Source organism: Vreelandella sedimenti (assembly GCF_013416325.1).
Taxonomy (GTDB): Bacteria; Pseudomonadota; Gammaproteobacteria; order Pseudomonadales; family Halomonadaceae; genus Vreelandella; species Vreelandella sedimenti.
Genome location: NZ_JACCGK010000005.1, coordinates 269850 through 288088, shown reverse-complemented (window position 1 = coordinate 288088; position 18239 = coordinate 269850). Strand labels below are relative to the sequence as shown.

The following is an 18239-nucleotide window of genomic DNA, read 5'->3' as shown; positions in this document are numbered from 1 at the left end:
CACCGGCGATGGTGTCGATGGTGATGGTGGCTTCTAAATCGGCGTCAGCATCTGCGTCGGCATCTGCATCGGCGTCTGCATCAGCGTCCGCATCAGCGTCCGCATCGGCATCAGCATCAGCATCAGCGTCCGCATCAGCGTCTGCATCGGCATCAGCATCAGCATCAGCATCAGCATCAGCATCGGCGTCTGCATCAGCGTCCGCATCGGCATCGGCATCGGCATCTGCATCAGCATCAGCATCAGCATCAGCATCAGCATCGGCATCAGCATCGGCATCAGCATCAGCATCAGCATCAGCATCAGCATCAGCGTCCGCATCGGCATCAGCATCGGCGTCCGCATCAGCATCAGCATCAGCGTCCGCATCAGCGTCCGCATCAGCGTCCGCATCAGCATCAGCGTCCGCATCAGCGTCCGCATCAGCGTCCGCATCAGCGTCCGCATCAGCGTCCGCATCGGCATCAGCATCGGCGTCCGCATCAGCATCGGCATCGGCATCGGCATCGGCATCGGCATCAGCATCAGCATCAGCATCAGCGTCCGCATCAGCATCTGCATCAGCATCAGCATCAGCATCAGCATCAGCATCGGCATCAGCATCGGCATCAGCATCAGCATCAGCATCAGCATCAGCATCAGCGTCCGCATCGGCATCAGCATCGGCGTCCGCATCAGCATCAGCATCAGCGTCCGCATCAGCGTCCGCATCAGCGTCCGCATCAGCATCAGCGTCCGCATCAGCGTCCGCATCAGCGTCCGCATCAGCGTCCGCATCAGCGTCCGCATCGGCATCAGCATCGGCGTCCGCATCAGCATCGGCATCTGCATCGGCATCGGCATCGGCATCAGCATCAGCATCAGCATCAGCGTCCGCATCGGCGTCTGCATCAGCATCAGCATCAGCATCAGCATCAGCATCGGCATCAGCATCGGCATCAGCATCAGCATCAGCATCAGCATCAGCATCAGCGTCCGCATCGGCATCAGCATCGGCGTCCGCATCAGCATCAGCATCAGCGTCCGCATCAGCGTCCGCATCAGCGTCCGCATCAGCATCAGCGTCCGCATCAGCGTCCGCATCAGCGTCCGCATCAGCGTCCGCATCAGCGTCCGCATCGGCATCAGCATCGGCGTCCGCATCAGCATCGGCATCGGCATCGGCATCGGCATCGGCATCAGCATCAGCATCAGCATCAGCGTCCGCATCAGCATCAGCGTCCGCATCGGCATCGGCATCAGCATCAGCATCGGCGTCGGCGTCGGCGTCGGCGTCGGCGTCGGCGTCGGCGTCGGCGTCGGCAGCTAGCGAAACACCATCAAACTCAACAAACTCAGCACCCTCTAGACCACCTTCAGTCTCGAAACTTAATGGGTCGGTTTCTTCAGCAATACGTGCAACGCGAACGAAATCGCTACCGCCACCACCGCCGCCGGCACCACCACCGGCAGCAGTCGCGTCAAGAAGATCGAGGAGATCGCCTTCTTCGTCGTCAAGTGCGGCAAGTAGCGCTTCAAGATCATCGTCTTGGGCGCTGGCATCTGTGGCTACAATCGCGTCAACATCAAGCTCGGGAGTAACAGCAACTTCTTGGCCACCCTCGACAACGTTAGCGCCGGTTCCGTCGGCAAAGTCTAGCTCCACACGACCATCCGCTGATGTGATGAGTGTTTCGCCTTCCTGAAGAACATCGCCAATGCTTAATTCGCGCAGGTTGCCGTCTTCGTCACGTGCCCATGCCTGACCTGAAATCGCTGTAACCGTTGCCGTTGCCATGTGCTGTTCTCCACCCACCATTCAATTAAAGAGGTCGCCGCTTTACCAAGCCCCTTTGAAAATGGCTATTAGCGGCATTTTGGAACAAGGCTAGTCTTGATTAAGACAGTTGCATATTGTACCGGTGGACAATACGGACAAAATAATTGGATGAGCGTGTCGATGCGGTTCGCGACTGCTGTGGCAGGAAAGTACTTGCATCCTATTACTGATCAAAAGAGCAGCAATAGCTAACGCCTGATGATCAAAGAGGCTGATATAGTGGCAAATGAGCAGCAGCTGCGCTTGCTCCTAATTCACAGCATGGTGCAAGCTGGCAATATCACGTCGCGAAGTAGAAGATGAATGGCTATGCTTTATTGAATCATAAGCTTTAATAAGACCAGCAATCATATTAAGCGCACCAGAATCGTTATTAGCATTACAACGCTGACAAAATTCGTGCGCGCGTGCAGCCAATGCAACGTAGTTCGCAGCAGTGACCGGGGTATCAAACTCAGACCAGTGGTGTTGAGCACTTGAGTCTTCCCACTGACTGCCAATCACTTCAAGCACTTCGGCATGCAGTTTTGCAGATAATGGCCAGTATGCCCCAATCGTGTCATATACCCAGCCAAACCAGTCCATCAGAAGCATATGGCCACCTATATTGGCCATACGTGCGCTACTCGGATTTTGCACCGTCAGGCTCTTGGGTATTCTTTCCACATCAGCCACTATAAGTGGCCATAAGCGCATAAAATGTTCGACTTGAAAGTTTTCTTTATCACCTTGGGTCAAATACGCAAAATGCGAAGCGTCTATTTTCTTCATGCGTTCGGGTAAAGAGGCAAAAGTCGCTGTGTATTGCGTAATAAGCCGGTTAGGCAAAGGGACATAAAGCAGGCATTGACGCAGCTCACTCATCCAGGGTTTTCGTTCTTCTGAGTTTTTCCACTGAGGAAGTTGGTCGCCTATCTCCAACAATACAAAAGAGCACCACGGCAAACTACCACTCTCCAGCAAAATAGGCACAGTGGGAATAACGCCATGGTAATAGCCATTTACTTCGCTCAACAGCGCAGTTTCATGCAGGGCTTCATTTTCTCGCGCAGAGACATAACACTTGAGCAACAAATAACTTGAGACGCCGTTGATATCAGTATCACGAATCAATACTTGCGCTATTGCTCGCCCATGAATCAGGCGGCACTGTAAAATCTCAATGTCGCTGTTACAGTGGTTACGTTCAACCAGCCACGGTAACAACCACTGTTTGAGCTTCCCTTGTTCAAAGCGTTGAACAAAATCCGTGGTTGAAAAGAGGGATATTTGTTGAGAGCGCGGCAAAAGCAGCATGTTAATCTGCTGGAAAAACTTGATAATGCTCAAAAAACTTACTAGCCCATTAACACTCGCTGCCATTAATTGGCGCATACCCAGCAGCAATATAAATAGCGTCAACAGCGGCCGCATAGTGCCATTAAGATAATCCAGCACGATGATCAGAAAACCTAGGACAAAACTGATATTGATCACTGTGAGAACGTTGCCTTGCAACATATCCTGGATTTTTTGCACCCTTTCAAACCGGTAGTAAAAGGCAACCACCAACACCAACCCAAGCACACATAAAACAGCCAATAGTGCTAGCAGAGGATGTAGAAGAGCGATCATCAGACAGAACAGTATGGCAATCACAGCTGATGATAAGGCGCCTAACACAACACCCAGTACACGTTTACCAAGTAATCGATGGTTGGCAACTAACCGAGTTTTATTCAAGCGCTGCAGTATTGAAGCGGAAAAGCTGGCAATGGCTTTTTTAACCAGCCATTTGAGCAAGGCATAGGCGCAAAAACAGAGGACTGCCAATGCGATCAGAACCGCTATTTTTTCACTGTTAGCATCCGCTCCGGGGATCCATCCGTCGATGCGACTACGGCCGGTTATCAACATTTGGAGCAGTTGCCAGGGGAGCACTAGGCTTGCCAACAGCATGACTTGAGTGGCGATCTGCATCAAGAGGATAGTGGCCACCCGCCACCGAAATGGCCACAGCACCTCACGGGCCAGCGCCATCATTAAGTCACGAACCTGATCGCCATGGATCTCATTCGTTTCAGTCACCAAATTGCTCATCAATCAGTCATTGGCTCGATAAGTTGCATGAATACGCGTAACTCTTCCGGCTGATCTGCTACCGGCATATACGTTGAAACTGCATGATGCACTGCAGATAGGATGACCTCATTGTGGCGCAGACTGCTCTGCTCTGCCTCTGCCCAGCCGTACACTGGCCATTGTTCTTGTTTCGCAAGGGCCTCCCCGGTCTCGTTTAGTGAAGAGAATAGCAGTGGCAGAAAGGCGCTCCCATAAAACTTGGTCACTGCCACTACCTGGCTACCATCGTGATAGCGTTTACCTCGAAGCACATCAGGGATGGATACATTTGCTTGAGGATCAAGCAGGTAAAACAGTCGCTGCCAAAATGGCGCTGCGCCATAGCTCTCTTGCATCACCCTCTCAAGCGCCTCGTCACTCGCGGGCAAGGGAGACCCTTCTTGCACGTTCCCTCTCAATAGCGATTCCGACCAGCGAGCTAACCCTTCATGCACCCAACCTTGCTTGAACATCATGTGTGCGTTTTGGTATAGATGAAACAGTTCATGTGCAGGCGTTAAGCTCCGTGCTGCATTCACATGCCCACCCAGAGCCATGCGAATATGACAATCTGGCGAGGCAGCGCTGCGTACAACTTCGTCATAAGCCTGCCCGCCACGTGTATGGACAGCTCGTAAAATCACCATAATGAAGTGCGCACGCTGATAGCGTGGCATGAGCAAAGGTGGTGTGAGCCCCAGCACGTCGCGATAAAGCGCATCGGCAGCCGCCAACTGAAGCTCCAAGTCTTCAAGTTGCACGGCGTTAAGCGCCTCACTCTGGTCAGGGCTCTCGACAAAGAAGTGAATGCCATCAACACCCTTCGCAGGATTCGGATCATTTGCTAACTCCTCAAGCGATCCATCACGTTGCAGGTAGTAGCATTCACCAGCTTCGGGCTGCGGCTGAGCAACAGCAAGCGTTAGCTTCCCCATCGTTGCACAAAGCAATAGCAGAGCGCCCCACCAGTGCCGGATTGGCGATAAGTGTTTATCCACGGGTCAGGTGTGAAAAAAGCGTGTGTAACCCAATACCATGAGATGCCTTAACAAGTACACGATCCTGCGACATCAGATGGTCAGACAATGCTGCTTCAAGCGCTTTGACATCCGAGAAATGAAACACTCCGGCGGCCACCCCTCCCAATAGTGGCGCTAACGCTTGGCAATGTTGTCCGCACAGCAGTATTCGCCTGGCCGATAGCGCGGCAAGTATGGGAACAAGCTCCAGGTGCAACGCCTCTGATTCTGAGCCAAGCTCCAGCATATCGCCGATAATCAATAGTTTGTGCTCCACATCTACAGGTAGAGCGGAGAAAGCTTCCAGTGCCATACGCATCGATAGCGGATTGGCATTATAGGCTTCATCGTACACAGTGATCGCCACTCCGTGGTAATCAATGGCTCGCACCTCTCCCCGCCCTGCCACAGCCTGAAAAGAGGCTAGGCGGGCCATAACGGTGTCTAAAGGGAGGTTATCGTGCCTGGCCACTGCCAGCACGGCCACGGCGTTAAGCAGCATATGGCGCCCAGCGGCGCCCATGTATACTTCATACGAAGCGCCATCAAACGTAATGCGTCCACTATTGCCTGCAAACTCAAGTATGCGTATGTCAGCGTCAGCATGCTCGCCAAAGCTGACTACTTTTAGGTGGTAGCTCCTTGCTTGCTCCGCAAGATAAGCATACTGCGGCATATCACGATAGAGAATGGCAACCCCATTGGGTGGCATGCCTTGAAAAATAAGCGCTTTCTTGCGGGCAATTTCGTCCAATGAGTGGTGATATTCCAGGTGCGACGCAGCGATATTCGTAACGATGGCGATATCAGGGCGAACAATATCCGTATTCCGGGTCATGGAGCCGATGGCCATTTCGACAACCCAGTACGGCGCTTCTTGCGGCATTGAAGCGATATTCCAGGCAATACCAATCGGCAGGTTGGCACTGCCTTGCGTTTGCCCTACTGAACCGGTGTAGCTAAGCGCATGGGCTAGCATCGCCACTGCTGTTGTTTTGCCTGCGCTTCCGGTAATACCAATGACGCGACCAGCATAGCAACGCCGTTGCCACTGCCCTATGGCCAGTGTTGCTGCACGAATATCATGTACCTTTAACACGGGCACGCCGATATCACGATATACCTCGCCATCATCACAAAGCACTGCTGAAGCACCTTTAGCCACCAGTGATTTCACTGCCGCGAATGGCAAAAAACCTTTACTCATGCTCTTTCCCCGAGCGACAACCACTTGCCCAGGTTGAAAGGATTTCGGCCAGCAGCATAACCCACCCGCCAGCCATTCATCAGGCGGTACTACTATCCATGCTCCTCCAGTTGTCGAAGCCATAGCCTCAGCATCAAGCTTATTTTCTAACGGTGGCTTGATACTGGGATATTTACCCTTACACAAAAGTTGCTGATAGGCCACCAGCCCTGAAAGGTAGTGCTCTACATCGTCAATCCTTACGCGAAAACCGTGATGGCGAATAAAAAAACCATCCACGACAGTAGCAGGTGCCTTAAAGTACATTGCGACTTCCGGCCAGAAAAAACCATTCAAAAGATAGTTCGCTCTAGTGTGCAGTGCCTGATAAAACGCATTGACATCGAAACCGTTCAGCACATCGGCTAAATCAGGTCGGGTCTCCAACTTGAGCAGTGTCTTGTGAAACGCCATTGACAGTTCAAGCAGCGTTGGAAAAGTGGTCACCCGGTCGCGAATAAAATCGACATAGCCCGCGATATTGCGCACCGCAAACGCGAAATATTGTCGCTCTGGACAATGCATCACTAATTCATTTGAGCAATAAGCAAGCCAATGGTCATGGGCCTTTTCGTGCCCGTTGGCGATAAAATAGTCAAACGCTTTGACCACGCAATCCAGCCAGAGACTATTGCGGGTATGGTCGTAAAGCCGCATCAGAGCAAAGGCGGCTTCACCATCGTAATAAATTATCCGTGTCTTTTCCTTAACCGACAAATCCGCAGCATTGAGTACATGCACGAAGCTACCGTCGACTTCCTGCATTCTTAAAATCCCTAGCGCCAGCGCGTCCACCAAATCAGCATAACGATCATCCCCCATGACTTGGTGATACTTCAGCAACGCAAGAATGGCGACCGCATTGGCCCCCAACTTAATGATATCGCCCATGTCCACCACATAGGCTGCCCCTTGGCGATGAACAACAAACTCGGAACATAAACCCGAAAGCGCCCAAGATATCTGTTGGCGCACCAGTTCAAGCTGCTCATCACTTAAAAGCAGTTGATCTGCACAAGCCTCATACCCCTCCAATAAAGCATAAGTACTGCTGGCGTGGCGTAACACATTGTAAGTATCAATGCGGCGGTCAAAACAAGGAAAATAGCCATATACATAGCGACCATCCTGGCCAACCTGTTTGCCTAAAAAGCGTGTCGAACGGGCTATCAGCTCCCCAGTGGAAGCCACTGTCAGCGGTGGCACCTCCCGCCTACCCCAGCGCCTAGGTCGGGTATCCAGCGCATGTACACTTGCTGTCTCAGCGCTAACATCCACAAATATGCCGGTAGTGGAAAAACTCCACACCGGCATATTATCGGCGAAGTCAGGCATCTGGCTTGAGCCATGACGGGCCTTTATGTAGCACTCAAGGTGATGTTGGTTAACTTCAGCATGCTCAACGTGCCCGCCTGCGTATAAACAGGCATTGGCGTTTAGCTCCATCTCAGACAACAAAAGATGCGGGGATCTTTTACCAATAAATGCTAGGCCGCTGCGAAAATAGCTGCGTTTATAGCGCTTCATCTCCTGTTTTAACGTCTGCCACTGCCACTCTCGTACGGCAAAAGGCCATTCCAAACGACACCACACCAAAGGATGGGAGAACTTTCGCTCCAGTCGTGACAATGCTTGCTTCAAAGTGGGTAATAACGCCGCCCAGTTGCCTTCCTGCAAGCTGCTCAAATCAAGTAGCACAGACGTGACTTGGGCACGTTCATAGCCATCGCTTACTGAAATCAACATTACTTGCGAAAATTCCGCAAGCTGGGTGTGTCTGGCCAACCACATAGGCATCACAGTGTCGCCCAGGCTTTCCAATACATGGGAGATTTCAACCGCTCGGGCAGAATGTTCAGCACTCGGCTTACTTGATGGAGGCGAGCAATGCAGTGAAGAATCTTTAATACCCGGCATTAAGTTGCTCAGTAAAGAAGGCTAATATTGGGGCAGAAATTAAACGAATAAGTGCTGAAACACAGCGAGGCACCGCTCGCGCTAAGCTATAAACATTAAAAGCGTTCTGGAACACGTTCCACAATCGATGCTAGCTTCAAAATAAGCTGTAAGCGGTCTCGAACAGCCAACTTTTTGAAAATAGCGCTAAGATGCGCTTTTACTGTCCGTTCAGTAATATCTAACTGACGCGCGACTTCTTTATTTGTAGCGCCGCGCACCACAGCCAGTGCAACGCCACGCTCGCGGTCGGTTAAGCCCTCAAGCGGCGCTGTATTGACAGTATCGCCACCTTCAGCCCTTTGCTGAAGCGCTTTAAAAGAGCCTCCAAGCACTTTAGCAAGCAGCTCTTGCCCAACCCACACGCCTTGGTTAGTAACCACCAATGCCACCTGCTTAAGCACCTCGGGCGCAGCAAGCGTATGAACATATCCCCGCGCCCCCAGATCCAGTGACCTTAACGCTTCACGGTCATCCGGCGAATAACTTAGCACAACGACAATAGCTCCCTTGGAAGTTACAGCACCGATAAGCTCTGACCACCCTTCCACCGTCGTAGACAGCCAAATCACATCATCTGGTTGTGTTTTACCAACAAATACATCAGGTTTGGAGGCTACCATTTCGGGAAACGCTTTTTTCCATCGCGCTTTTAAGTTTCCGTCCGTTGTAATGAACCAATGCTTCATCAGCGTTCCCCCATGGAATCACGCCACGCTCTTAAGACAGGTTTCAGCATGAACTGCATCACTGTTCGCTTGCCCGTTACTATGTCCACTTGCGCCGTCATGCCGGGAATTACTTGTAGTCTATCGGCGACATTTTCGTTTTCTAAACTGCGCACCCGCACTTGATAGAAGGTATTACCGTCATCATCAGTAATGGTATCGGCACTAATACGCTCAAGCTCGGCCTGTAAGCCACCATAAATGGCATAGTCATAGGCCGTCAGTTTGATAGTCGCAGGCTGCCCTGGATGCAAAAAGGCGATATCTTGCGGGGCGATGCGCGCCTCAACCAGCAGTTGGTCGTCCGTAGGCACGATTTCAACAACCTCTTCCCCTGGCTGAGCAACACCACCTATGGTGTTGATGTGTATGCGCTGAACAATACCATCAACCGGTGAGCGAATTTCTGTCAGCCGTACCCTATCTTGCAAACCAGTTCCCGATTGTTGCAATGCATTTAAGTCGCCCAACGTTTGAGCGAGATCATTTCGCCATTCACTCCGACGTTCTGCGCCCAGCTCCAGCAGTTGCCCCTCGGCTTCTTCCACTCCAGCCTCTAAACGTGAAACAGCGGCATCTGCCTGGTTACGCTCCCCTGTGGCACTGGATACATCTCTCTGTAACCGCAACACCTCTACTTCAGACACAGCCCCAGAAGCCAGCAGCGGGCGCGTCAAATTAAGCTCTTGACTGGCCATATTGACTTCACGCTGGGCCGTATCACGTCGAGCTTGTGCTTCTCGCAGCTCTTCCTGACGCTGACGAATGCGGTCATTAAGCACATTTTCTTGTTCGCGCAGCTCTTCGCGACGACTTTCATAAACCTCGCGCTCCTGCATCACAATGTCAGGCACTTCTTGACGGAGCTCTTCGGAAGGCTCAAACGCAGTGCCCGTTGCTAGCGCACGTAGCCTTTCAGCACGCGCTTGAAGCGCATAACGCTGGGCACGGTTTTCACGAAAATCAGAGATAAAGCGTGTTGGGTCGATCTGCATCAGCACTTGGCCTGCATCGACGATCTGTCCTTCGCGAATAAATATCTGCTCAACAACACCGCCATCAAAAGACTGGATACGCTGTAGCTGGCTAGCAGGAATCACTCGCCCTGCCCCACGGGTTACTTCATCGATAGAAGCGAAATACGCCCACACTAACAACGCAACCACAGTGAGCAGGACGGTATAGAGGAATAACCGTGCACGAATGGGCTCCTGCTGCATACGCGCCCAGTCGGTATCGCTTGCCCAATCGCGGTTTAGGTGGGCAGAGGTCACACGCTTGGCAAACAACCGATCCATAAAAGGGCGAAATGGTTTTTGGCCTTTTTCTGAGAAACGGCCAATCGCGTCAAAGCCTTTTTGCTCGGTAGTGGAAGAGGGTTTACGCGCCATTACGATGCTCTCCCGATCTGGCCTTTACGCAATGCCTCTACCACGGTATCCCGCGGGCCATCCGCCACGACCTTGCCGGAATCCATGACAATAATTCGGTCGACCAATGAGAGGAGCGAGGTGCGGTGGGTGACCACTAAGATGGTTTTGCCAGCAGCCACGTTTTTCAGGTTGGCTTTAAACGCTTCTTCGCTAGCATTATCCATAGAGCTAGTCGGTTCATCTAACAGCAAAATAGGCGGATCCTGCACCAACGCACGGGCGATGGCAACAGACTGTTTTTGCCCGCCGGATAGTGCTTGGCCGCGTTCACCTACTTGCAAATCCACGCCATGTGGATGGTTGTTGACGAATGACTCTAGGCCTGCCAAGTCAATCGCTCTAAGCAACGCCTCATCATCCACGCGGTCGCTACCGCCACCCGCCACAATATTGTCCCGCAGAGATCCTGAAAACAGACTAACGTCTTGGGGAACATAGCCAATATGCCGGCGCAGCTGCAGTGGGTCTAATTGGCGAATATCCACGTTATCAACCAGCACTGCACCCGAGGTTGGCTGATAAAACCCTAGCACTAGCTTGTTTAATGAAGATTTACCGCAACCAATGCGGCCAAGTAGCGCAACTTTCTCACCGGCTTTGACAGTTATCGATACATCCCTCAGCGCCTCGCGCTCTTCATTGGGGTAACGAAGAGTGACTTTCTCAAGGCGTATATTGCCAGCGAAGCTGGGCTTTTCTACATAAGCCTTGCCTTCATGGCGCTCTACTTTCTTATCCATTACTGCGTTGAGTGACTCAAGCGCCGTGGAGGATTGATGATATTGCGCCAGCAACGCTGCAGCCTGACTTATAGGTGCCATTGCCCGGGAAGAGAGCATATAAGCGGCAATCAACCCGCCCTGGGTGAGGTTGCCTTCGATGATTTGATATACACCTACGATAATGACGCACACCGCCACGCTGTGCTGCGCCCACTGAGCTACGTTGGACACTGACGTACTGACCATTCGTAGCTGCGCTCCGGTACGGGAAAGGAAGGCTGACGATTTTTCCCAGTGGCGCTGGATACGACTTTCAGCCCGCAGGGCCTTAACATTTTCTAATTGGGAAATCGACTCCACCAACAGTGAGTTGCGCTGTGCGCCGACTTCCCAGGTAGTTTGAGAAAGTTCATGAAGCTTACCCTGAGCAGCCAGCGCGTAGAGCAACACAAATACGATGCCCACCAATACCGGCAGCACTAGCCAGGGATTAATCAGCGCGATAATCGCCGCAAACATCAGTACAAACGGAAGATCGACAATCCCCAGAATGGTCGCAGAGCCAATAAACGCGCGTACCGACTCAAAAGACTGGAGCGTCGAGGTGAACGACCCGGTTGATGCAGGGCGCTCTTCTAAACGCAGGCCCAATGCTTTGGCCATAATAGAGGAAGAGAGCTTCACGTCCGCCCGGCTAGCGGCTAAGTCGACAAAGCTGCTGCGCATGAGCCTGAGTACCAAATCAAAGCACAGCACTATGAAGATGCCTATCGCGAGCACCCATAGCGTTTCCGTTGCCTGATTGGGCACTACTCGGTCATAGACGTTAAGCACGAACAGCGGCATGGCGATGGCGAACACATTGATCGCCACCGACCCCAACACGATATCGCGATAGAGAGGTCTGTTTTCGCGAATGACGCCCCAAAACCAGTGCTGGTCGCGGCGTTTCTTGACGCCTGGCTCAGACGCGTTATCCGCTAGAAACTTAGGACGAACATAAATAGCTTCGCCGCTATAGCCCGCGTAGAGCTCTTCCAGGGGCAGTTCAACGTTTGATTCAGATAGTTCAGGAAAAATGACGTTCGCTTTTTGTTGTTTGAGATCAATCCCCAACAGCACGCACGCCCTACCTGGTTCCAACAATAGAATAGCGGGAAAGAGTGCTGGGTTAAGCGCCGACAGCTTACTTTTAACAATCCGCGCCGTCAGTCCAGCACGGGCGGCAGCCCTACCAAATACGGAAGGCGTTAGCATGCCCTGCTCCAAGGGCAAACCAGCTCTAAGGGCCTCTGATGACACCTCATGCTGATGAAATGAGGCAACTGCTTTCAAACATTCGAGTAACTCATCGCCTACTGGCTGCTCGCTAGCATTTGCAGCGGTCGGCCTTTCCAGCTTGGTTTGTGTCACAGAGACCTCATTCCCCTAATGCCTATTTAGGCATCTATTTCCCCTATGATTAGCGAAAGCCGCTAATCCTTCGCCGCCAAACGACGAATAACTCTGTTTCCGCACAGCAAACTATTCAAATACATTAGCCGTTAGTGACCAGCGCATCCTCGTGGCCCAATTGCAGATATTGGGAAGTCATGACTGGCTGCTCATTAGCGGCATAATAAGACGACGCTAGCATATCAACCTGAGCGGGTAGCGAAGAAATACCGCGCGTAAAATCTTCTAAATTAAAGCCACGAGGCCCTTCCGTTCCACAAGCCATCTCAGCGCTAAGCGTGGTGTCGCCGTAACCCAATTCGTCAAGAGTGGGAATATCGTCACGCACCACTTCAAGGGTGTGCATAAGTTGCCCCATTGCTGCTAACGTACGCGCTTGAGCCAAGGTTAAGTCAAACTCTGCATTCGCGTAGGCTCGGCTGGCCTCGAAATACTCGTTTTCACTATCAAGCACGTCCAACAAAGTACGCTGGCCAATATCAAATTGCTGCTGATAAGCCCCACGAACCCGGTTAATCGATTGGCGATGATCATTCAGATAGCTCAATTGTTCACCCAAACGCTGTGTATCGTTGTAAGCAATTTGCGTGGTTTGACGTACGTTTGTACAGGCCGTTTCGCGCTGATTGACGGCTTGTTCAATGCGCGTGGCCGCCGCATCAAAAGCTGCACTATCAGAACCACCGCGATAGAGGTTCATGCTGGCAACCAGTTGAATACTGTGCTCATCACTGCGCCCAGCTATCGAGTCGTCTTGATTATTGGTGCCCGTGCGTCCCTGTATATCCAGGCGGGGCATAAAGGCGGCCTTCGCAGCCTCTTGTTCCGCACGTTGCACAGCAATATTTTCAATCGCGGCATGGAACTCTGGGTTCCCCTCAAATGCCATTTCGATCGCTTGGTTGACACCAGCGGGCAGTTCATCGGCCAAGCTAGGTGCAGGTGACATATTCTGAGGAGGAAGTTCACCTACGATACGCTGATAGCGAGCCGTAACATCGTGAAGGTTCGACGCCTCGGTCATCAAGTTGGATTCGGCTAACGCTAAACGGCCGCTAATTTGCTCTAAGTCAACGCCACGGCCCGCCCCGGAAAGCGCACGCTCTTCAATTTGCGAGAACACACGCTGGTGTTCGCGGTAGTTATCTTGAGCTAAACGCACCATCTCGCGGTAGCGAAGCACATCAAGGTAGGTTCGAAAAGCTTCAAGCGTCACCTCTTCACTTGCACCCAGCAGCTCAAAATAGGCAATCAGTCGAGTGCGATCCAAACGTTCTACTTCACTACGGGTGGCAAATCCATCAAACACCATTTGGGTGAGCGTGAGCTCAGCAAAGTCACTGCTATAGCTGCCGCGCCCATCATTTTGCTGGTCTTGCCGACCTACACCTGCAGAGATATCAATCGAAGGTAAATAATTACCCTTTGCGACTCTAACATCGCTCCCAGAAGCGCTAAAGTTCGCCCAAGCAGCGTTTACATCGGGATTAGTAATGATCGTTTGTTGAATAGTGCTGGGGAGATCAGTGGCGCCTGGCGCGTAGAGGCTAGTGGGAAGAGACTGCGCTAATGCCGTAAGCGGGACACAAGCTAACGTGGTCACTGTCAGCGGCTTAAAAACATGGTGACAGAAGATTTTTTTTAGTCTCGATACAGCATTTTTTTTCATCGTCAGCGTTCCCTATGATGTGGCACTCATTGCACGCAGCTCATTATTCGTGTGACCCATTGAGCTATGTTGCACTATTGCTTCAAGCGTAAGCTCGCGAAGTCTCATCGCTAAGTGAGCCTGAGTCCCTACGAGCGCCCAATTTTTGAAGTAAACACATGGTAGGTAAAACTTAATTAGCTGAGCTTAGCCTAATTTAGTTAATTTCCTACTCATCGTGAGGTCATAAAACCAAATGTCACAAAAAATTACAATAAGAACATCATTAAAACACAAAATAAATTCAGAATTATTCGTTTTTCTGTGCTTGTTGCAGCCCGAGCCCCAGCAGTATCAGCACTAGCCCAATCAACGTCGAAGGCAAAATAGGCTCTCCCACTACCAGGAAAAGTAACAGCAGCGATACTGGAGGTGAGAGAAAAATCAGGTTGGAGACTTTGGCCGTGCGCGACACCTTATGCATTGCCAATTGCCACAGAATGAAGGCCACCCCCATTTCAAATAGCCCCACATACACACCAGCGCCAAAGGCAGGCCAACCGTGCCACTGGTAACCGGGGCCCAGTAGTAGCAATAGGGTCAACACAGGTAGACCAACACTAAAATTTTGCCACTGGCCGACAAGGGGCGGCCGGCTATCCCGCGCATTGAGCAGCCAATACAACGCCCAAAGAAGAGTCGAAGCGAGTGCCAGCACGACTCCTAGCGGGTCGGCGAAAGAGACATTAAAAACCGCGCCTCGTGTTGCTATCACCCATACGCCTGCGTAGGCGACCAGCCCAGCAACAATATCCATACGCGTTAAGCGCTGCCCGAGCAAAGGCACAGCCAAAAACGCCATTGCTAAGGCCCAGGTGTAATTCAGTGCCATCGCCTCTTGCCCTGGGAGGCGGTCATAGGCGGCGAAGAGCACCAAATAATAGGCCACTGGGTTCATAAGTCCCGCCCACGCTGCTGTCTTCCAGCCGGTGCGCAACGCTGTGGCGATATTTCCCTGCTTGATGACCAGCGCCCCCATCAGTGCCCAGGAAACAAGCGCTGCGAGCCACATCAGCTCTAGAGGACTCATCCAAGCGAGCGCCACTTTGAAGGCCGTAGCCACCGTCGACCATAATGCGACGGCCCCTAACCCAAACAGGATCGCTTGCCTATCTTGATTCATCGGTCGATATGCCCTAAATCGCGATCCGGCTCCAACTGGTCGCGTACACGCTGTTTAAGAAGCTTGATATCTGGGAAACCGCCATCGCGCTTGCGCTCCCATAACAGCAGATCATCAAACCAGATCTCGAACGTACCGCCATGGGAAGGGGCTAATGAGACCTCGCTTAAACCTTCACCAAAGGTTGAGAGCAATTCCTGTGCATACCAACCACTGCGCAGCAACCATTGGCATTGCGTGCAATAACGGATTTGAATACGTGACATCCCTGATCTCCCAGGCAAGTTAATGTGGCATTCTAAAAGGATATTCTGTCATTTTGAGATGGTTTGAGATAGCTCTCTTGAGATAGCTCTCTTGAGACAGGTCGCTTGAGATAGGTCGATTAAGAAGGAGTCCCAATGGCCGAACATAATGTTTCACAAACTCGCCTGTATGAGTGGCTAACGGGCGATGACGACAGCCGCATGTGCGACGACATACCTGAAAGCGCCTGCGACGAACAACCGCGTAATTTTTTTCTACATATATGGGCCTCTTTGGGCAATAAACTGGCTGACGAGCTGTCGAGCGCGCGTTTAGTCTTACCCTGGCTGATGGGCATTATTGGCGCTCCCATCTGGATGGTAGGTCTGCTGGTTCCCATCCGAGAATCGGGTGCCCTGCTGCCGCAAATCTTCGTAGCGGGGTTTATCCGCTTAAAACCTAAGCGCAAATGGGTATGGGTGGCCGGCGCGCTGACCCAAGCCTTAGCTGCCTTAGCGCTTGCCGTACTGACGTTGTTCGCCCGCGGCACCTCGGGAGGAGCGTTAGTGCTCGCAGCGTTAGTTCTGCTCTCACTGGCACGGGGATTATCCTCAATCGCCACAAAAGATGTGCTGGGCAAAACCATTGCCAAGCGCCGCCGCGGTACGCTAATGGGCTGGAGCGGCAGCATTGCTGGTGGTGCAACGCTGGTCGCTGGGGCGCTGCTAATGCTGTTTGAGAGCCGACCCGGTCATTTAGTGGTAGCGATACTGCTGGCCATAGCGGCCTGCGGGTGGCTAATAAACGCCATTGCCGCCGCACGCATCGAAGAAACCCCTGGGGCAATAGAAGGCGGTGAAAACAGCTGGGACAGTATTAAACTGGGACTATCGCTGTTAAAAGATGACCGTACTTTTTTACACTTCAATCTTGCCAGGGCGTTGCTGCTCTCAAGTGCACTCGCCCTGCCCTACATTGCCCTGCTTGGGCAAAACCAAAGCGGCACCGACCTGGGAGGCCTGGGCATACTGATTGTGGTATCGGGGCTGGCCGTGATGGTGGCTAGCCCGGTATGGGGCAAACGGGCGGATCAGTCAAGCCGTGGCGTGATGCGCGATGCGGCGATCGGTACCGCTATCTGCTGCGTAATGGGTGCTAGTTTAGCTTGGTTACCCGGCGAGTGGACACACAGTGTATGGCCCTATGCGGCGGTTTATGCACTACTCGTGATTGTTCACCACGGTGTACGCTTAGGGCGTAAAACCTATCTCGTCGATATGGCCAGCCAAGATAATCGTGCGCTTTACGTGGCCCTCTCGAATACTTTAACCGGCGTCTTAATGTTAATTGTAGGTGGCCTTATTGGCGCCTTTGCTCAGTGGTTTGGTAGCGGCACATTACTCCTCATGCTAGCGGCTACCGCCGTGGGGGCCATACTGAGCACCCATCAATTACCTGAAGTCGAGTGACGCGCCACTGGTAACCACATGTATTCAAGCGTGCTATCGAGAGCTCTACCTACATTAGCATCGCGTTCGCGATTGCAATGCGTGACAACGCTCGCCATGATAGGGCCGAATAGCAGTGATGTAGTGGCGCCTTTGCTATGCTGCCTATAATAAGTGATTGGAAATTCTGTTAGCTCATGGGCGAAAGCGACTGTGAACAACGGAAAGGATTGGAGCTGCAACAGGAACCCCTTGATGAAACGATCTCCATTGATCAGTCCAGAACTGCTCGAACGTATTGTTGACGCCTCGGAAGACGGCATTGTCGTTGCCGAACAGGAAGGGGATGAAAATATCCTCATCTACGTCAACAAAGGCTTTGAGCGCTTAACGGGCTATAGTGCTGATGAAATTCTGTATCGCGATTGCCGCTTCTTACAGAACGAAGACCGCGACCAGGACGCGCTTGTCGCCATTCGAGATGCGCTAAACGAGGGTCGGCCTTCTCGAGAAGTACTGCGCAATTATCGCAAAGATGGCACCATGTTTTGGAATGAACTTTCCATTACGCCGGTCTATGACGAAGCAGACAAGCTGATGTATTACATTGGCGTGCAAAAAGATGTAACGGAGCGTGTAGAAGCGCAGCTTGCGCTAGTGGAGTTACAAAAGCAGCGAGAAAACAGCTAAACTTTCTCACTAAAAAAAACTATAAAGCTTGAACTTCATCCCAACTGGCGTTATATAGCGGCAAGGCGCTTGAATTGCGCTAGGCGCTTCACTTTACAGTTGGCATGTGTTTAATAAACTGCACATGTACTCACGTGAAGCCGTTGTTACGCCGGCACGCCGGCTGGGTTGGAGGACATCACATGAGCCGTGATCCCCTAAGTCGTGAGACCCTAAGTCATGAAACCTTAGGCAACGAAACACTCGACTCAGATGAGTTCGAAAGCTTAGACGCCGTCAATGACGACCACTACGGCAGAAGTAAACCGAGCAAAGCTGACAGCTTACGCGCGCGGCGCCAAGTCGAAGCGTGGTTGGAAGAGCGACGACTTCAGCGCGCCATCGAAGATGACTGGGATGAAGAAGAGTAATCCTTGAGCAGCTTGGCCTTCTCAGCAAATGAGTAGGCCTGGCTAGCCAACACCTCAAGTAACCTAGCCTTTCCTGGTGCAGACCACTATCATCACTCTTCAGCCAGCAATAAGAGTCAGCAGCCTGCTGCTGTCG

At 52.0% G+C, this 18239-nt stretch carries 13 protein-coding genes; 3 read left to right on the top strand and 10 right to left on the bottom strand.

The genetic code is table 11. The features are described from left to right. The 10 genes from HZU72_RS07730 to HZU72_RS07685 all read right to left on the bottom strand — a co-directional run. The coding region (locus HZU72_RS07730; RefSeq protein WP_180091245.1) for a retention module-containing protein at window positions 1-1777 on the bottom strand (1777 nt) is incomplete at its 3' end. Window positions 1778-2068: 291 nt separating this feature from the next. Further along, complete coding sequence (locus tag HZU72_RS07725; protein ID WP_180091244.1) at window positions 2069-3898, bottom strand: ABC transporter ATP-binding protein; 1830 nt, start codon at window positions 3896-3898, stop codon at window positions 2069-2071. Beyond that, window positions 3898-4854: a hypothetical protein gene (locus tag HZU72_RS07720; RefSeq protein ID WP_235976028.1), complete on the bottom strand. Its 957-nt coding sequence runs from the start codon at window positions 4852-4854 to the stop codon at window positions 3898-3900. The genes HZU72_RS07725 and HZU72_RS07720 overlap by 1 nt, the downstream gene beginning before the upstream one ends. 55 nt (window positions 4855-4909) lie before the next feature. Beyond that, window positions 4910-7930 (bottom strand): UDP-N-acetylmuramoyl-tripeptide--D-alanyl-D-alanine ligase, encoded by a 3021-nt coding sequence (locus tag HZU72_RS07715; protein WP_235976027.1) that lies wholly within the window; start codon window positions 7928-7930, stop codon window positions 4910-4912. 266 nt (window positions 7931-8196) lie between these two features. After that, window positions 8197-8829, bottom strand: a complete 633-nt coding sequence (locus tag HZU72_RS07710) for a response regulator transcription factor (protein WP_180091241.1) — start codon at window positions 8827-8829, stop codon at window positions 8197-8199. Beyond that, the gene (locus tag HZU72_RS07705) at window positions 8829-10259 is read right to left on the bottom strand and encodes an HlyD family type I secretion periplasmic adaptor subunit (protein ID WP_180091240.1); all 1431 of its coding nucleotides are present in this window, start codon (window positions 10257-10259) and stop codon (window positions 8829-8831) included. Before HZU72_RS07705 ends, HZU72_RS07710 begins: the two co-directional genes overlap by 1 nt. Further along, entirely contained in the window at window positions 10259-12436 is a 2178-nt protein-coding gene (locus HZU72_RS07700; protein ID WP_180091239.1) for a type I secretion system permease/ATPase, read from the bottom strand. Before HZU72_RS07700 ends, HZU72_RS07705 begins: the two co-directional genes overlap by 1 nt. Window positions 12437-12560: 124 nt before the next feature. Further along, window positions 12561-14081, bottom strand: coding sequence for a TolC family outer membrane protein (locus HZU72_RS07695; RefSeq protein ID WP_491385557.1), 1521 nt, complete (start codon window positions 14079-14081; stop codon window positions 12561-12563). A 355-nt stretch (window positions 14082-14436) separates the two neighbouring features. Then, window positions 14437-15309, bottom strand: coding sequence for a DMT family transporter (locus HZU72_RS07690; protein WP_180091237.1), 873 nt, complete (start codon window positions 15307-15309; stop codon window positions 14437-14439). Beyond that, complete coding sequence (locus HZU72_RS07685; protein ID WP_180091236.1) at window positions 15306-15575, bottom strand: Rdx family protein; 270 nt, start codon at window positions 15573-15575, stop codon at window positions 15306-15308. The genes HZU72_RS07690 and HZU72_RS07685 overlap by 4 nt, the downstream gene beginning before the upstream one ends. Before the next feature lie 135 nt (window positions 15576-15710). Here HZU72_RS07685 and HZU72_RS07680 point away from each other — a divergent pair, with 135 nt between their 5' ends. The 3 genes from HZU72_RS07680 to HZU72_RS07670 all read left to right on the top strand — a co-directional run bounded on the left by HZU72_RS07680 (window position 15711) and on the right by HZU72_RS07670 (window position 18103). Then, entirely contained in the window at window positions 15711-17024 is a 1314-nt protein-coding gene (locus tag HZU72_RS07680; RefSeq protein WP_180091235.1) for an MFS transporter, read from the top strand. A gap of 234 nt (window positions 17025-17258) precedes the next feature. Beyond that, the gene (locus tag HZU72_RS07675) at window positions 17259-17693 is read left to right on the top strand and encodes a PAS domain S-box protein (RefSeq protein ID WP_180091234.1); all 435 of its coding nucleotides are present in this window, start codon (window positions 17259-17261) and stop codon (window positions 17691-17693) included. Window positions 17694-17875: 182 nt separating this feature from the next. Further along, complete coding sequence (locus HZU72_RS07670; protein ID WP_180091233.1) at window positions 17876-18103, top strand: PA3496 family putative envelope integrity protein; 228 nt, start codon at window positions 17876-17878, stop codon at window positions 18101-18103. The last annotated feature ends 136 nt before the right edge of the window (window positions 18104-18239 follow it).

Excerpts from the sequence above, each read along its gene's own strand:
- HZU72_RS07725 (WP_180091244.1), bottom strand. The coding sequence starts at position 3,898 with ATGAGCAATTTGGTGACTGAAACGAATGAGATCCATGGCGATCAGGTT.
- HZU72_RS07720 (WP_235976028.1), bottom strand. The coding sequence starts at position 4,854 with ATGGGGAAGCTAACGCTTGCTGTTGCTCAGCCGCAGCCCGAAGCTGGT.
- HZU72_RS07715 (WP_235976027.1), bottom strand. The coding sequence starts at position 7,930 with ATGTTGATTTCAGTAAGCGATGGCTATGAACGTGCCCAAGTCACGTCT.
- HZU72_RS07710 (WP_180091241.1), bottom strand. The coding sequence starts at position 8,829 with ATGAAGCATTGGTTCATTACAACGGACGGAAACTTAAAAGCGCGATGG.
- HZU72_RS07705 (WP_180091240.1), bottom strand. The coding sequence starts at position 10,259 with ATGGCGCGTAAACCCTCTTCCACTACCGAGCAAAAAGGCTTTGACGCG.
- HZU72_RS07690 (WP_180091237.1), bottom strand. The coding sequence starts at position 15,309 with ATGAATCAAGATAGGCAAGCGATCCTGTTTGGGTTAGGGGCCGTCGCA.
- HZU72_RS07685 (WP_180091236.1), bottom strand. The coding sequence starts at position 15,575 with ATGTCACGTATTCAAATCCGTTATTGCACGCAATGCCAATGGTTGCTG.
- HZU72_RS07680 (WP_180091235.1), top strand. The coding sequence starts at position 15,711 with ATGGCCGAACATAATGTTTCACAAACTCGCCTGTATGAGTGGCTAACG.
- HZU72_RS07675 (WP_180091234.1), top strand. The coding sequence starts at position 17,259 with ATGAAACGATCTCCATTGATCAGTCCAGAACTGCTCGAACGTATTGTT.
- HZU72_RS07670 (WP_180091233.1), top strand. The coding sequence starts at position 17,876 with ATGAGCCGTGATCCCCTAAGTCGTGAGACCCTAAGTCATGAAACCTTA.